At 38.4% G+C, this 14,136-nt stretch carries 12 protein-coding genes; 7 read left to right on the top strand and 5 right to left on the bottom strand.

All coding sequences use genetic code 11. From position 1 onward, the window contains the following. Positions 1 to 3: 3 nt before the first annotated feature. Positions 4 to 579 (bottom strand): DedA family protein, encoded by a 576-nt coding sequence (locus MHI10_RS20140; RefSeq protein WP_340788673.1) that lies wholly within the window; start codon positions 577 to 579, stop codon positions 4 to 6. Further along, positions 566 to 1,279 carry a polysaccharide deacetylase family protein gene (locus tag MHI10_RS20135; protein ID WP_340788672.1) on the bottom strand — a complete coding sequence of 238 codons (714 nt, stop codon included), beginning with the start codon at positions 1,277 to 1,279 and terminating at the stop codon, positions 566 to 568. Before MHI10_RS20135 ends, MHI10_RS20140 begins: the two co-directional genes overlap by 14 nt. Positions 1,280 to 1,466: 187 nt before the next feature. On the opposite strand from MHI10_RS20135, the gene MHI10_RS20130 reads away from it, so the two are divergent. The 7 genes from MHI10_RS20130 to MHI10_RS20100 all read left to right on the top strand — a co-directional run bounded on the left by MHI10_RS20130 (position 1,467) and on the right by MHI10_RS20100 (position 9,932). Further along, positions 1,467 to 2,012 carry a GNAT family N-acetyltransferase gene (locus MHI10_RS20130; RefSeq protein ID WP_340788671.1) on the top strand — a complete coding sequence of 182 codons (546 nt, stop codon included), beginning with the start codon at positions 1,467 to 1,469 and terminating at the stop codon, positions 2,010 to 2,012. A gap of 500 nt (positions 2,013 to 2,512) precedes the next feature. Next, complete coding sequence (locus MHI10_RS20125; RefSeq protein WP_340788670.1) at positions 2,513 to 4,540, top strand: methyl-accepting chemotaxis protein; 2,028 nt, start codon at positions 2,513 to 2,515, stop codon at positions 4,538 to 4,540. 407 nt (positions 4,541 to 4,947) lie between these two features. Further along, positions 4,948 to 5,511, top strand: a complete 564-nt coding sequence (gene ahpC / locus MHI10_RS20120) for an alkyl hydroperoxide reductase subunit C (RefSeq protein WP_057986083.1) — start codon at positions 4,948 to 4,950, stop codon at positions 5,509 to 5,511. Between the two features lie 319 nt (positions 5,512 to 5,830). Further along, positions 5,831 to 7,390, top strand: a complete 1,560-nt coding sequence (gene ahpF / locus MHI10_RS20115) for an alkyl hydroperoxide reductase subunit F (RefSeq protein ID WP_340788666.1) — start codon at positions 5,831 to 5,833, stop codon at positions 7,388 to 7,390. A gap of 188 nt (positions 7,391 to 7,578) precedes the next feature. After that, positions 7,579 to 8,754, top strand: a complete 1,176-nt coding sequence (tnpB, locus tag MHI10_RS20110) for an IS200/IS605 family element RNA-guided endonuclease TnpB (protein ID WP_340788665.1) — start codon at positions 7,579 to 7,581, stop codon at positions 8,752 to 8,754. Positions 8,755 to 8,889: 135 nt separating this feature from the next. Further along, entirely contained in the window at positions 8,890 to 9,186 is a 297-nt protein-coding gene (locus MHI10_RS20105; protein ID WP_340788663.1) for an RNA polymerase alpha subunit C-terminal domain-containing protein, read from the top strand. Positions 9,187 to 9,347: 161 nt separating this feature from the next. Next, a complete protein-coding gene (locus MHI10_RS20100; protein WP_340788661.1) occupies positions 9,348 to 9,932 on the top strand; it encodes a CueP family metal-binding protein in 585 nt (194 codons plus the stop codon). A gap of 67 nt (positions 9,933 to 9,999) precedes the next feature. Here MHI10_RS20100 and MHI10_RS20095 read toward each other — a convergent pair whose 3' ends face one another. From MHI10_RS20095 to MHI10_RS20085, 3 genes are all read right to left on the bottom strand, one after another. Next, the gene (locus MHI10_RS20095) at positions 10,000 to 10,413 is read right to left on the bottom strand and encodes a GNAT family N-acetyltransferase (RefSeq protein ID WP_340789302.1); all 414 of its coding nucleotides are present in this window, start codon (positions 10,411 to 10,413) and stop codon (positions 10,000 to 10,002) included. 97 nt (positions 10,414 to 10,510) lie between these two features. Further along, on the bottom strand, positions 10,511 to 12,244 hold the full coding sequence (locus MHI10_RS20090) for an ABC transporter ATP-binding protein (RefSeq protein WP_340788658.1): 1,734 nt from the start codon (positions 12,242 to 12,244) through the stop codon (positions 10,511 to 10,513). Further along, positions 12,241 to 13,983 (bottom strand): ABC transporter ATP-binding protein, encoded by a 1,743-nt coding sequence (locus tag MHI10_RS20085; protein ID WP_340788657.1) that lies wholly within the window; start codon positions 13,981 to 13,983, stop codon positions 12,241 to 12,243. The genes MHI10_RS20090 and MHI10_RS20085 overlap by 4 nt, the downstream gene beginning before the upstream one ends. Between the last annotated feature and the right edge of the window lie 153 nt (positions 13,984 to 14,136).

Below are 14,136 nucleotides of genomic sequence, written 5' to 3'. Positions count from 1 at the left end.
TAGTTATTTCTTTTTAAGGAGATAGTAAAGTCCGAACAGTAGCGCAATCCCAAGTCCGATAAGCGGTAAATATTTATATGGGATATGAAACAGGTTGCCGGACAAGTAGCCTAATGCAATAAATGGTACTGTCCAAATGAGTGTCCCGATGAAGCTATAAAGTAAAAAGGGAAGTAAAGGAATATGAGATAACCCTGCAATATAAGGGTTCATTTGCCTCGCTCCAGGAATAAAAAAGCCAACGATTAATGCTCTTCTATAATTGCTTTGATATTTTTCTTGCCAGGCTTGTACTTGAGAATTGTTGAGTTTTAGCCGCTTGACTACTTTTTGAAATACGGGTGCCCCTGCATAATGCCCGATGCCGTATGCAACAGTCATGCCGATAAATGCTCCTAAAATGGCGCTCATCACCGAGGTCACCCCATTCAATTTTTGCGAGTGAATGAAAATTCCAATAATGAATAGCAGTGTTTCTTCAGGTGCAGGGATGCCAACAATTCCGAAAAACAAACAAATAAAGATAATAATTGCCCCGTACTGCTGTATAAGGTTTAGTACATTATCAACTGTGAACATATTGCTTCGTCCAATCATGCGGATTTGTAAAAACTTGTCCTTCTCGCGTAGCTTGCTCTAAAAAGTGATGCAATGTTTGTAGCATATGTTCGGGTGCGTCATGATCCGCTCCGAAAGTTTGCCCGCAGTCATGTAAAACATAAATCGCACCGTCACACCTTGCTTGATGAAGTTGCTGAAGTAATGAAGTTTTACACGTTTGCACTTTCCAATCTCCGAAAATAGAAGTCCACATCATAATTTGAAAGTCTTTTGCGATTTTGAGTGTCGCCGCATTGAAATGCCCCCAAGGAGGACGATAAAGTGTGACAGGCTCGTTTGTAATGCTTTCAAGAATTTGTTTGCTCTTTAATAATTGTCTTTTTAGCTTAGCTGGTGTCATGACAAAGCTTGATTGATGCGTATAGTGATGGATGCCAATAACATGTCCTTCTGCCTGCATGCGTTTAATGAGCTCTGGATGTTGTAATGCTTTTTTTGCCACAACAAAAAATACCGCGCAGACTTTATACTTTTTCAGTAAATGTAATAATTGCGGTGTATATTGTGGATTAGGGCCATCATCAAACGTCAATAATAGGCCTTTTTGTGCTGTGTTTTTCACAATTCTTTTTGAAAAGGTCCGAGTGAAAATAGTTGGTAATACGGTATAGCAAGCAGCACTACTTAATACACTTAGCCCTAGCATGACTTTTTTCATTTGCAACCCTCCTGAATTTCTATACCCGTTACAAGTGAAAGTATGAGTAGATTCATTGATTTTTCTTTGGAGTAATGCGCTAATAATTTGTTTATATGTATAGTTATGAAAGAAAATTCTAAATTAATAGAATAATAGTGGAAGAATATGTTACAATTTCTTTCAAATTATAAAAGGAGGGATTTGGATGTTTACATATCAAATAGATGAGGAGCTTGCATTAAAGCTCGTAACCATTCAGGATGCACCGAGGGTTTTTGAATTAACGGATGGATCACGCACTTATTTAAAACAGTGGCTACCATGGCTAGATACAACGAAAACAGTACAAGATACGGAAAACTACATTAAGTTCACGCTTCAAATTTTTGCGGATAATAAAGGGTTAAACACGGCGATTGTCTATAAAGGTGAAATCGTTGGTATCGCTGGATTTAATGATGTTAACTGGTCAAATCATACAGCGTATATCGGCTATTGGTTAGGGGAGTCCTATCAAGGACATGGCATTATGACACGTGTTGCGAAAGCGTTAACGGAGTATGCATTTACTGAGTTGAAATTGAATAAAGTTGAAATTCGCGCGGCACAAGGTAATCGTAAAAGCCGAAGTATTCCCGAACGTTTAGGTTATGTAAATGAGGGCTGTATCCGAAATGCAGAATGGCTGTATGATCAATATGTCGATCATGTCGTATATGGTATGTTGGCGAGTGAATGGAAAAGTAAATAAGTTTAACCAGTTATCGGACAAAAAATGATAACAATAAATTTACTAGTTTTTAACCCAGTTTTAACCTTTCCTATTTATAATATCTTTTTGGAAAGGGGGGATCAAAATGATTCATATAATAGAAGGAAAACATTTGTATAGTTGTTGGAATGTTGTTAAATCAGCGTTTCTATAGCAATTACAAGTGTTTTTTTATTGATGAAATATAGGAAGTCAAAAAAATCGTAAAAATATACTTTAATTGTCTTTCACTTTAAGCAAAAATTCCTTAAATCTCCATACTTATGAAGGGAAAACTTCACAATAAGTACATAGAAAATTCTGTAAGTTACTGCTATGCTTTTATTGAAGTGATAAACATAATCGGAGTACTGCATCATACAAATCGGTTAGCTGTAGTACCATCGATACGACAAATTTAGGCGAACTTTGTAAATTGGCACAAAGTTATACATATGGATAGGCACCGTTAATTTTTATAAAGTAGAGGAGGGTGAAGTTTGTCTATTAAGTTAAAAATAATTGGTTTTTTTATTTTATTTGCGATTGTTCTAGGGGGCACAGCAGGAACAATCTTATTTATCGAAAAAAATAGTTTAAATAAGCAGTCAAAAGAAACAACGGAATCACTTACTGAGCAGGCAACAGAGACGGTGAAAAAGGATTTACAACGTTTAACCTCACTCATTGGTGAGCAAGTTATTACGATGGAAAAGGAAATTGACCGCACGATGTTTCATGCTGCATTAATTTTACAAGAAATGGATCGAAATAATGACGTTTCATTAGCACAATTAGAACAACTAAAAACGACAACTGGTATGGGTGACTATTATATTGCAGGTACTGACGGTGTTTTCACACTTTCAACTGAAGCAGGAGCACCTGGTTTAAGTTTGTATGATATTTGGGATGGCTACCGTATGCTCATGACGGGTGAGACAACGGAGCTCCCATCCGCAATGAAGATAAAAGTAGAAACAGGCGAAATTTTTAAATTTACAGCGATTCCACGGGCAAACGGGAAAGGCATTGTGCAATCATCTCTAGCGGTGGATGGCGTTGAAGATATGTTAACAACGTTTTTTGAGCAAGATTATGGGTTACAAAGCCTGAATTTATTTGATAACAGTTCTCTTGTATTAACTGAAAATAATGTATCGGGTGCGAAATCAACGTTTGAAAAGGGAAAAGTAACAACGGATGAAGAAGTCGCAGCTATTTTTTCAGGGAAAGAAGCATCAGTGAAAATGGATGGCAATATTGCAGAAGTGTATGCGCCAGTTTATTATGATGGCGAGGTGCGCTATGCGCTTTATGCATCGATTGATACACAGCCATATTTTGCATCGACAAATTACACGAGTGATTCCTTAAAAGAAATCAGTGCAGCGATTAGTAGCTCGATCATTCAAACAATCCTAATTAGTATTGTCATTATGATTGTGTTGCTTGCTATTTTATCTGGTGTTATTACAAAACAATTGAAGCCACTTGGACTGTTTGCGAAAAATTTGCGTGAACTTGGCACGAACGACGAAATAAGTGAAGTGAAGGAAGCCGAATTAAAAGAGATACAAAGCGCAATTGAAGAGGTAAAACAACATTACAAAACGATTTTAACTTCTGTACATGACAATACACAAGCCGTTTCACAGGCACAAGGTGAATATTCATCTGAAATGCACACGACAACGGAAACATTATATGAAGTAACAGCGGCCGTTCGCTCTACTGCATACAATACCCAGCAGCAGGCAGAACAGGTAATGCAGGCAGAACAAAATATTGAAAACAAAGCGATTATGTTACAGCAAGTATTAGGTCAGACAGAGGAGCTTGCAAAATTCTCCCATGATACAAAATCTGCAACATTACATAGTATTAAGGGAATGGAACTGTTGTCGAAAACGATTGATACGATGGCTGAAGAAGTACATTATAATGGCGATCGTATGAACGGCTTGCTTGATAACTCAGCCCAAATTGGCGACATTATCCAACTGATTGAAAACATCGCAAATAATACGAACCTATTAGCGTTGAATGCTTCCATCGAGGCAGCAAGGGCAGGGGAACAAGGGAAGGGATTTGCGGTTGTTGCGGATGAGGTACGTAAATTAGCAGAACAAAGTGCGGTTGCTACTAGGAAAATTAGTGGCATTTTATTAGAACTTCAGCAGGAAATCGGGTTAGCAAAAACGAGTAATGATCAGCAAATTACGACGATTGAATCGAGCAAAGTTGAAATGACCGATGCGCGGTATTTAATCGAGCAATTGATTGATAGTACGGAATTATCTCGTCATAAAATTACAGCATTAGATAAGCTAGTAGAAGATTTGGAGCTCTCGGGGCAAGATGAGAATAGAATCTTCAAATCGCTATATACGAGCATCCAATCAAATGCTGCAAATAGTGAAGAGCTATTATCGATGATTGAAGGGGTATCGTTATCCGTTCAACGTTTAAATGGACTGCTTGACGCATTAGTAAGCCATACAGAAGAACTAGAGCACGCGTTTTAAGATAAGAACCTATTTTCAAGCACACTAGCTGTAAGTGAGAATGAAATAAATAAAAAAGGGATTCGTTCTATTTCATATAGATCAATCCTTTTTTTATTGAGCAAATAATTGAAAAGGAAGAGATTTAACGCGCGTAAACAAGAAGTGGTGTTTTGTTACGATAATTTAACCTTTTGTAGAATATTATTGTATATTTAGAATTTGGATGTAGTATTCTCAATTAGAGGTGTGTATAAAAAAAGTGTTATTGTCACAGTTTATCCTTATATAATCAAGGATTTAAGTGATTTAAACGCTGATGGTTGACGAATATTAGATAATATAAGATAATCGTTAATAGTAATGATAATTATTTTATAATAATTATAAATATGAAAATTTTATTTACTACTAGGAGGAAATTACACATGGCTTTAATCGGTAAAGAAATTCAAGAATTCTCAGCAAAGGCTTTCCAAAAAGGTGAATTCATCGACGTATCTTCAGAAAACTTCAAAGGACAATGGTCAGTAGTATGCTTCTATCCAGCAGACTTCACATTCGTTTGCCCAACTGAATTAGGCGACTTACAAAACGAATACGCTACATTAAAATCTTTAGGCGTTGAAGTATACTCAGTTTCTACTGATACACACTTCACACATAAAGCATGGCATGACACTTCTGATGTAATCGGTACTATTGAATATATCATGATTGGTGACCCATCTCACACAATTTCTAAAGGCTTCGACGTATTAAACGAAGAAGACGGCTTAGCTGAGCGCGGTACATTCATCATCGATCCAGATGGCGTTGTTCAAGCAGTAGAAATCAACGCAGGTGGTATTGGCCGTGATGCTTCAACTTTAGTAAACAAAATTAAAGCAGCTCAATACGTTCGCAATAATCCAGGTGAAGTTTGCCCGGCTAAATGGGAAGAAGGAAGCGCAACATTAACTCCAAGCTTAGACTTAGTAGGTAAAATCTAAGATCTTTCGCTAAGGAAATATAGTATGTAGCAGTACATTCGCTACAAACAAGGCAGGCGGCAAAGAGCAATCACTGTGATTGATTTTTGTCGCTCTGTTTTTAACTGGATAGAACCTTGTATTATATTGTGCGAGGTAAACCATTTTAATTCATAACAATAAGGCTGTTTTAAGGTAATACTCTCTACCTTTATTAAAAGGAAATGAGGTGGAAAGCTGACTGTATAGAGAGTGAGGTATGACCAGATTTTTTTACGTTGTCCGATTGAAGGGGGCAAGAAAATAAAACAATCGGTAGGAATCATGCAGCAGCGAAAAGATGTTAGATAATCAAATTAAAGCACAATTACAACAATATTTAACGATGCTTGAAGGTGACTTAGTATTAAAAGTAAGTGCGGGCGATGATAAAGTTTCAAAGGATTTACTTGAATTAGTAACGGAAATTGAGAAAATGTCTCCACGCATTACACTTGAGCATACAATTTTAGAACGCACACCAAGTTTTAGTGTAAATAAAAAAGGTGAAGCAGATTCAGGTATTGCATTTGCAGGTTTACCACTTGGTCATGAATTTACGTCATTAGTATTAGCATTACTACAAGTTTCAGGCCGTGCGCCGAAAGTAGACGAGTCAGTTATTAAACGTGTACAAGCGATTAAAGAGCCAATCCATTTTGAATCATTCGTTAGTTTAACTTGCCACAACTGTCCAGATGTTGTACAAGCTTTAAATATTATGGCGGTATTAAACCCGAATATTTCGCATGTCATGATTGAAGGTGGCGCTTTCCAACATGAAGTAACAGAGCGTGATGTTATGGCTGTACCAACTGTATTTGCAAATGGTAAAAACTTTGCAGGTGGTCGTATGGACATTGAAGATATTTTAAACCTAATCGGCAGTAAGTCAGATGGCTCTGAATTTGAAAATGTTGAACCATTTGAAGTATTAGTTGTTGGTGGTGGTCCTGCAGGTGCAGCAGCGGCAATTTACTCTGCGCGTAAAGGCATTCGCACAGGTATCGTAGCAGAGCGCTTCGGTGGACAAGTAAATGATACATTATCAATTGAAAACATTATCGGAACGAATGCAACAGAAGGTCCGAAATTTGTGGCGAGTTTAGAATCTCATGTTGCTGATTATGAGATTGATGTAATGAAAGCTCAACGTGCAGCGAAAATCGAGAAAAAAGATTTTGTAGAAGTTACGCTAGAAAATGGCGCGGTATTAAAAGGGAAAACAGTGATCCTTTCTACGGGTGCTCGTTACCGTCAGCTTGGTGTACCTGGTGAGCAAGAGTTTAAAAATAAAGGTGTTGCATACTGTCCACACTGTGATGGTCCTATTTTTAAAGGGAAAAATATCGCGGTTGTTGGTGGCGGTAACTCTGGTGTTGAAGCAGCAATTGACTTAGCGGGTATTGTAAACCACGTTACTTTACTACAAGGTGCTGCAGAACTTACAGCAGATAAAGTTTTACAAGAACGCGTACGTAGCTTGAAAAACGTAACCGTTATTACAAATGCTTTCACAAAAGAAATTACAGGTACAAATAAAGTAAATGGCCTAACGTACTTAGACAATGTTTCAGGTGAAGAACGCCATATTGAGCTAGAAGGTCTATTCGTTCAAATTGGTTTACTACCAAACACAGAATTTTTACAAGGTGCAATTACAATGAATGCACATGGTGAAATTATTGTTGATAAGCACGGTGCAACAAATATGCCAGGTGTCTTTGCAGCAGGTGACTGTACAGATGCAGCTTTCAAACAAATCATTATTTCAATGGGTGCTGGAGCTACGGCAGCACTTGGCGCATTCGACTATATGATCCGCAACACATCAGGTGAATCTGAAGTAGTGAATGCATAAACGAATAAAATAGCGGGAGCCTTCGTGAAGAGGGCTCTTTTTTATCATTATCCGACAGAAGACTTCCACTTCAAGGAATGTGTAGGGCATAGCCCAATAAGTAAGTGGGAGATGAATGTCGGTAGGCGGTAGCCTAAAGTTTTTTCTTACACTTGAGAACATACATTCTATTTGGTAGAATGTAAGAAATGGAGGTGAACCGATTGTTGACTTATAAAGCGTATAAATTCCGTCTCTATCCGACAAAAGAACAGACGACATTAATCAATAAAACGATTGGCTGTTGTCGCTATATTTTCAACTATTGTCTAGCGGAGTGGCAAGCTGCATACAAAGAAACAGGCAAAGGTTTGTCATATGGAAAATGCTCCGCGATGCTGCCAACATTAAAAAAACAAGAGGAAACAAGCTGGCTAAAAGAAGTAGATAGCATTGCCCTTCAAACAACGGTACGACATTTAGCGGATAGCTATGACCGTTTTTTCAAACAACAAAACGAAGCACCGCGTTTTAAATCGAAGAAAACCCCCACGCAAAGCTATACGACAAAAATGACGAATGATAATATCAAAATAATCAAAGGTCGCATCCAACTCCCGAAACTAGGTCATGTGAAATTCGCAAAATCCAAAGAAATTACAGGAAAAATCATTAGCGCAACCATTAGAAGAAACCCTACAGGTAAGTATTTCATCGCAGTTTTAGCGGAAACGGATATCCAAGCCTACCCAAAAACAACGAAAAACGTCGGCATTGATGTTGGTCTCAAAGAATTCGCAAAGTTATCTGACGGTACAACCTATGCCAACCCTCAGTTTTTCCGTAAGCTAGAGGCAAAATTAGCAGAAGAACAACGCATTTTAGCCTGTAAAAAAGAGGGGGCCATCAAACGAAACTGTCCATTAGATGAAGCGAAAAACTATCAAAAACAGCGCATAAAAGTAGCAAAAATTCATGAGAAAATCCGCAATGCACGGCAGGATTACTTACACAAAATATCCACTGAAATTGTCAAAAACCACGACATCATTGGAATTGAAGATTTGTGTGTCAGTAAGATGCAAAAAAATCCCCAACTTGCCAAAGCCATTAGTGAGGTGAGCTGGTCAGAATTCGCGCATATGCTCGAGTACAAAGCACAATGGCACGGCAAACAGGTGATTCGAGTAGGTAAAACATTTGCCTCTAGCCAGCTTTGTTCACATTGTGGCTATCAACATAAAGACGTAAAGAATCTCGCTATCCGAACATGGACGTGTCCAAACTGTCATACGCAACATGACCGAGATCTTAACGCAAGCATCAATATTCTACAAGAAGCATTAAGGCTTCAAACCGTAGGGACTACGGGGATTGCTCGGTGAATCTCCATCTAAAAGGGGTTTCAGTCAAGAATCTCCCTCCTCTAAGCGATAGCGTAGGTGGGAGTAGTTCAAACCGATTATTCAGACGTTTGATATAATTGTTGTAACAGTAAAAATATCGAGGTGACTATGATATTGAAATCCGAAAAAACAATGAGAACTTGCTCACAAGGACATACTTATTATAAAAGCAGTGACTGCCCGACATGCCCTGTTTGTGAAACGGCGAAAAAACCAACAGAAGGATTTTTAGCAATACTTTCCTCTCCTGCAAGACGAGCATTAGAGCATGAAGGAATTACGACGTTACAACGCTTAGCCGAGTTTTCAGAAAAGGATATTTTAAAATTACACGGTGTTGGGCCTGCAACAATGCCAAAGTTAAGACAAGCACTCCAAGATGCCCACCTATCCTTTTCGAGTGAAAAGTAGAGATTTTCCGAGGAACCGATAAAAAAGTAGAACGTCATATGAAAGACGGATCAAGTGCAAGAGATGTTTTCTTCGTTATGGGAAGTTCACCAATTTTACATAACAATTCCAAGAAATTTGATTTACAATGAGTGGGATAGGGCTAGAAAGGGGATATTATAATGAAGTTTAAATTATTGTCAGTAGCATTATTAGCAGTAGGTATTCTTGCAGCATGTGGTGATGAAAAAGGAACGGATGGAGGACAATCTCCAGAACAACCGACTCAAACACAACCTGAAACGAAAGAACCTACAACAACACAAGGACAAACAGATGATATTAAAGCATTAGTAGAAAGCTATAGCTCAAACAAAACAACAGATGAGCAAGCATCCATTACATCAACACAATTAATCGTAACGGATAAAGATGGTAATGCAACGACATACGATTTACCTGAAGAAGAGTTTTTCGTGTCGATTGCGCCATTCATTAATCAAACACATCCATGTACAAACCATAGCTTAACAGGCTGCCAAGGGGAGCTAGTGAGCCAGGAATTTGATGTGTTTATTGAAAATGAAAAGGGAGAGGTTATTGTAGATGAGAAGATTACAACATTAGAAAATGGTTTCTTCGATTTATGGCTACCTCGCAATCAAGCATACATTATTCAAATCGAGCAAGACGGTAAAAAAGTAGAAGGTGGCATTACAACGTTTGACGAAGACGGTACATGCATTACGACATTACAGCTTAAGTAATATGGAAATAATCTCTTAAATTAGCACATAAAAACGCTCGGATAAATCCAAGCGTTTTTTCGTTCATTTATTTCATTGTAATCCCAGACTGCATTTCATAATTCCGTACAAGCATGCCGTTTGATTTTATCATGCCAAAGTTTTTGTAGTAAGAGATTAAATCATCATCACAGCACAGATCAATCATATAAATATCATCTAGTTGTTGTAACATACGTTTTACTAATTCCTTCCCAATGCCTTTGTTTTTATGCTCGGGCAAAACTTCAAGGAACGGAATATAGGCTGATAGGACGCTATCACTAATGGCTGTTATAAACCCAACTACTTCATCTGTATTTTCATCGAACGCAATGACCACTTTACTGCTATTTTTCAATAGTTTTAAGTGCGTTTGTGGAATTGGAGGGTTAGGCCAATCCACGAAAAAACCGTTCAACATAGTAGGTGAAATGTCGTCAACATTATTTTTATATACGATCATATATATCAACTCCCGATTTTTAATTGATTAGGTAGAAGATATATTTCAAAAGTATAGTAACAAAGCCATTACCTCCGAATATTTATTAGGCTTCTTATGAAAGCGCCCCCGATTGTAAACGATACATCAGCTCATATTTCCCACCTAATGCTACAAGCTCATCATGCGAACCTTGCTCCACAATTTCACCGCGGTCTAACACTAAAATCTTATCGGCATTTTTAATAGTAGAAAGTCGGTGCGCGATGATAAATGTTGTGCGCCCTTGCTTTAAAACTTCCATCGCATGCTGGATAATTTCCTCTGTTTCAGAGTCAATATTCGATGTAGCCTCATCCAAAATTAAAATCGCTGGGTCAAAGGCTAGTGCCCGTGCGAATGAAATAAGCTGACGTTGACCGGAAGAAAGTGTGCTTCCTTTTTCAATAACGGGTTCATCAATACCTTTTTCTAATTTTGCTAAAACCCGATCGCCACCAACTGCAGCGAGCGCTTTTTCCACTGTTTCACGCGAGATGCGTTCGTCATTTAAGCTCACATTCGTTTCAATCGTACCCGTAAATAAGTAAGGGTCCTGTAAAACGATGCCCATATGCTGGCGAACTGCTTGGCGAGGAAGTTTTGTAATGTCTTGCCCGTCAATAACGATGCGCCCTTTTTGTGGATCATAGAAACGGAATAATAAATTCATAATCGAACTTTTCCCCGAACCTGTATGCCCAACGAGTGCAATTGTTTCCCCTTGCTTTGCTTCGAATTGAATGTTTCTCAATACGTACTCATCATTTTTATAAGCGAATGATACGTTATCAAATACAACATTTCCTTTGTAGCGGTCGATACGTTCTTCACTAACATTTTCTCCTGTTTGATCTAACAATTCAAATACACGAGAACCCGCAACGAGTGAACGTTCAAGCTGTGAAAATTGATTGACCAAGTTTGTGATTGGGTTAAAAAGACGCGTCATGTAATCAACGAAAGCATAAAGTGTTCCGGCTGAAACAGCTTCTGGTAACGTGATTGATTGTGTACCGAAGTAAAATACAAATACTGCAAACATTCCTAATCGTAAAAAATTTACTAAGTTATGCGAAGTAGCCGAGTCGAGAACGAGTAATTTACGATGGTATTCGTAATGTTCATCGTTCATCTTATCAAACTCTTGCGTCATCTGATCTTCGCGGCGGAATGCTTGAATAATTGTCATGCCATTAATCGATTCATTAATCATTGCGTTAATATCTGCAATTTTCGTACGGATGACATGATTGTACCCAGATGCGTATTTACGGTATAAAATCATCCATATATACACGATCGGAATGAAAATAAGCGCAACAAGTGCCATTTTCCAATTTAAAATAAACAGTGCTACATAAACCCCTGCAATCGTAATGAAGCTTGTAGCAAACTGCGAAAGCACCGTTACATAAAGATTGCGGATTGCCTCTGTATCGTTTGTCACACGGGCAACGACTTTTCCAGCAGGCAAATTATCAAAGTATTCGATTGGGAGCTTTTGAATATGCCCAAAAACGTCTTTGCGCAATTGCTGCACGACCCGGTTTGCCCCGCGCTGTAAGTAGATGTTCATAAAATAACGGAACACCGCTGTTACAACAGCAAGCAGGAAGAATACAGAAAGAAGCCAAATAATCGGTTCAGCCTGTAAGTTACCTGGTTCCATATAGTGGTCAATAATATATTTCGCAATGAACGGACCTGCAATATCCGTTACAACCGCAATCGTTAATAACAGTAAACCGATGAGTATCGGTGATTTAAATTTTAAAGCGTATAAATACAGCCTTTTTGATGTACTCATTCGCCCACCTCCTCTAGCTGCTGGCGATCAAATTGCTCTTTATACCAACCACCTAAAGCAAGGAGCTGTTCATGTGTACCGCGTTCTACAATCATGCCATCATCTAGCACAATGACCTCGTCAGCATGTTGAATACCTGACAGGCGGTGTGTGGAAATAATCGTCGTTTTACCAGCGCGCTCTGTTTGAATATTTTCAATGATTTTTGACTCTGTTTTCGCATCAACAGCGGATAATGAATCATCTAAAATTAAAATTTCAGGGTCTTTAATTAAGGCGCGAGCGATGGAAACACGCTGTTTTTGTCCGCCAGAAAGAGATACCCCTTTTTCACCAACAAGCGTTTCGATGCCCATTGGTAAATTTGTTAAATCCTTTTCAAAATCAGCAAGTCGGATTGCTTCATTCACTTCCTCGAATGTCGCATCTTCTTTACCAAACAAAATATTTTCACGAATTGAACGTGAGAATAACGTATGATCTTGTGGCACATAGCCAATCCAGTCTAAAATTTGTTCCTTTGTCATGTTCGCAAGGTTCGTATCGTTAATGACGATACTGCCATCACCAAGTGGATACTCTCGTAGTAATTGACGAATGAATGTCGTTTTACCTGCACCTGTTTTTCCGACAATCCCAAGCGTTTGCCCTTTTTGCAAGTTCAGTGAAATTTGCTGTAAATTTTTCATCTGAGACAGTGGATATTGGAATGTGAAGTTATCAAAACCGATCGAATTTGGTTTCGCATAGGCTGTTGGTGATGCTGGATTTTGAACATCTGCCTCATAATCAAGTGTATCTTGCACACGGTCTAAAGAGGCACTCCCTTGTTGCATGACGTTAATCAACTCACCAATTGCGAACATTGGCCATACCGCCAAACCTAAATACACGTTAAATGAAACAAGCTGCCCTACTGAAAGCTCATTGCGAGAAACGAGCACAGCCCCGTAGCCAAGCGCAATGACATAGCAAATGCCGGTTCCAATTTTCGTGATCGGCATAAATAGCGCGTTAATATAAGAAACGTGCATGTTTTTATTGAAAACATCTTCACTCATATCTGCGAAACGTTGCTCATCCTTTTTTTCTTGAACGTAAGCACGAATAACGCGTGTACCTGCAACAGATTCAAGAACATTATCGTTCATGTCACCGAATGCATGTTGCGCAGTCATATAACGCTCATGTACGATTTTCCCTAAATATTGAATGAGGAATGCCATAATCGGAATGGGTAACATAGCGAAAAATGTAAGCTTCCAAGAAATAAAGAAGCCCATTGCTAAAATAATAAGCCCCATATAAACAGTGGAATCAATGAGCGTCATAATTCCGAAACCAGCCGTTAACGTGACTGAGTTTAAATCATTGGTCGCTTTGGCCATTAAGTCACCGGTACGATTTTTTTCATAAAACGTCGGCGTCATATTTAAAAATTGCTGCATTAGCCGTTTACGTAAAATTCGGTCCAGTGTAATGGAACCACCGAATAATTGGTATTGCCATACGAAGCTTAGTCCATAGCTAATGAAAGCCGCGCCTATGATGAACACCATGTATTTCGTTAACAGTTCACGGGTCATTGTGCCACCTGTCATCGCATCGATTGCTTCTCCTAAAATCCATGGAGGCAATACGTCAATTACACTGGCAAGTATGAGCAGGGTGATGGCAATTGTATATTGCTTTCGGTATTTTTTGAAAAACCATTTTAATTTAAAAAGTACACTAAACATTTTTTAACCTTCTTTCCTCATAGTCATAAATGAGCTACCCATCGTCTGTTCGCTCGTTTCTTAATAGTTTTCTTTGGATACAATTTTTCATAGTAAAGCCCTCCTAAAGTGTTTTTTACACTAATAGAGCATCGCGTAGTTTATTGGGACGGT

Source organism: Solibacillus sp. FSL K6-1523, assembly GCF_038005225.1.
GTDB lineage: Bacteria > Bacillota > Bacilli > Bacillales_A > Planococcaceae > Solibacillus.
The sequence above is the reverse complement of the archived record's forward strand: the minus strand, read 5'-3'. Positions and strand labels throughout refer to the sequence as shown.